Source organism: Microbacterium sp. (assembly GCF_052099035.1).
GTDB lineage: Bacteria > Actinomycetota > Actinomycetes > Actinomycetales > Microbacteriaceae > Microbacterium.
In genome coordinates this window covers 1,552-3,596 of record NZ_JBQDSX010000097.1, presented here as the reverse complement: position 1 = coordinate 3,596, position 2,045 = coordinate 1,552, and the positions used below count along the sequence as shown (strand labels likewise).

Annotated in this window: 3 protein-coding genes; all 3 read left to right on the top strand. The window is 66.3% G+C overall.

The features are described from left to right. Positions 1-339 (top strand): ABC transporter permease subunit (locus ACTIAO_RS16275; RefSeq protein WP_441907187.1); only part of this gene is annotated, 339 nt, incomplete at its 5' end. 26 nt (positions 340-365) lie between these two features. Beyond that, a complete protein-coding gene (locus ACTIAO_RS16270; protein ID WP_441907186.1) occupies positions 366-1,118 on the top strand; it encodes a glucosamine-6-phosphate deaminase in 753 nt (250 codons plus the stop codon). Continuing rightward, positions 1,115-2,026: a BadF/BadG/BcrA/BcrD ATPase family protein gene (locus ACTIAO_RS16265; protein WP_441907185.1), complete on the top strand. Its 912-nt coding sequence runs from the start codon at positions 1,115-1,117 to the stop codon at positions 2,024-2,026. Before ACTIAO_RS16270 ends, ACTIAO_RS16265 begins: the two co-directional genes overlap by 4 nt. Positions 2,027-2,045 lie beyond the last annotated feature (19 nt).

Here is a 2,045-nt window from a genome sequence, read left to right as displayed (position 1 = left end):
TCCTTCCCTCGTGAAGTTCGCGAGGCGGCGATGCTCGATGGCCTCGGGGAATGGCGCACGCTCTTCCAGTGCGTTCTTCCGAATATTTGGGGTGCAACGTTCGCGACGTTCGTGCTGGCTCTCATCCAGTCGTGGAACGAGTTCCTCTACGCGCTCGTGCTCACCAGCGGAGACAGCCAGACGGTCCCCGTCACGATCGCCGGCTTCTTGAGCTTCTTCGGCACCAACTGGGCGCGACTCACCGCCGCGGGCGTCATCGGTGCTCTGCCGATCGTGATCTTCGCCATCATCGTTCGCAAGCACATGGCTCGCGGCCTCTCCTTCGGCGGCGTCAAGTGACGTCGCGCGGGATCATCGGAGTACACATGCGCATCACCGTTCATCCCTCCTCGCGCGAGGCCGCATCGTCCGCGGCCGAGGAACTCGTCGCACAAGCCGCAGGCGGAGGCCTCCATGTTCTCGGCGTCGCGACCGGGTCGACGCCGCAACCGCTCTACCGCGAGCTCGCGAAGCACCGCACACCGGGGTTGGCTGACCTGACGCTGTTCGCCCTGGACGAGTACGTCGGTCTGCCCGAGGGGCATCCGCAGAGCTACCGCTCGGTTATCGAGCGCGACGTCGGAGAGCCTCTGGGCATCAGCCCGTCGAGGATCCACCTGCCGGACCCCGTAGCGCCCGGTGCGTACGACGCGGCGATCGCGGCGCACGGCGGGATCGATGTTCAGATCCTCGGGATCGGTCAGAACGGCCATATCGGATTCAACGAGCCCGGGTCAGGTTTCCACTCACTCACGAGGGTGACTCCCTTGGACGCATCCACGCGCGCAGCGAACGCCCGCTTCTTCGACTCGATCGAGGACGTCCCCACTCATGCCGTCACCCAGGGAATCGCAACGATCCTTTCGGCTCGGAGAATCGTCGTCTTCGCGTTCGGACGGGCGAAAGCCGACGCTGTAGCCGCGGCGATCAGCGGACCCCGCACCGAGCAGATGCCCGCGAGCGCTCTGCAGGACCATCCGGATGTTTCGTGGGTGATCGACGAAGACGCCGCGTCCCTCCTCCCGCCCGCCCTGCGAAGCAATCTCGGACGGGCAGTCGAGCTCGGAGCATCGCTATGACTCACATCCTCTCCGTTGACGTCGGACAGTCAGGGTTCCGCGTCGGGTACGACGGATCGCTGATCGAAGAAGGCAAGGCCGGCGTCGTTGCGCTCACCTCGCCGGACAGGGTTTCATCCCTCGTCGACCTGATCGCGAGCATCGCTCCGCCCCTGCCCACCGGTACGAGTGTCGGCGTCGGGCTGTCGGGATTCGTTGAAGGATCTGACGCTCCCGCCCGGATCGCGGGCCTGCTGCAGGATCGCCTCGATGCGAGACACGTCATCGTCGCGGCAGACGCCGTCACCGCCTATTTGGGCACGGTGGGCACTGTTCCCGGAACCGCAACGATCTGCGGAACCGGCGTCGCATCTCTCGGCGCGGATGGAAACGGCGCACTGCGCCGCGTGGACGCGCGCGGTTACCTGCTCGGTGATCTCGGCGGCGGGTTCTGGATCGGCCAGCGCGGCTTGCACGCGGCGCTGGACGCCGTTCAGGGCCGAGGAGATCCGACGTCGCTCGCGGAAGAGCTGCCCGCTCTGGGCGGCCCGGAGGCGATCTATCACGATGCGATGAGCTCCGTTCCTGCGCCCAAATACGTCGCAGCCTTCGCACGGACCGTCATCGCCGCGGCGGAAACCGCCGACCGCGTGGCGTTGCGGATCATCGAGGACGCTGCGAAGGAGATCGCCCGCACGACGGCGGCCGCCCGAATCGGATCGGGACCGATCGGCCTCACCGGCGGCCTCCTGCAGTCTCCGCTGTACACGACCGCGGTCGAACGCGCTTTCGAGGCAGTAGGAATCGACACCCACGGCGTGATCGTGCGGCCGGACGCATCGCTGCATGGTGCATGGATCCTCGCAGCGCACCCCGAATTCTCCCGCCTGGCATTCCGCGAGCTCATCGCAGAGAAGGAAGCATCATGACAAACTTCGACATCGAGCC

What these genes read in the sequence shown, in the direction of transcription:
- ACTIAO_RS16270 (WP_441907186.1), top strand. Translation starts at nt 366, where the DNA reads ATGCGCATCACCGTTCATCCCTCCTCGCGCGAGGCCGCATCGTCCGCG.
- ACTIAO_RS16265 (WP_441907185.1), top strand. Translation starts at nt 1,115, where the DNA reads ATGACTCACATCCTCTCCGTTGACGTCGGACAGTCAGGGTTCCGCGTC.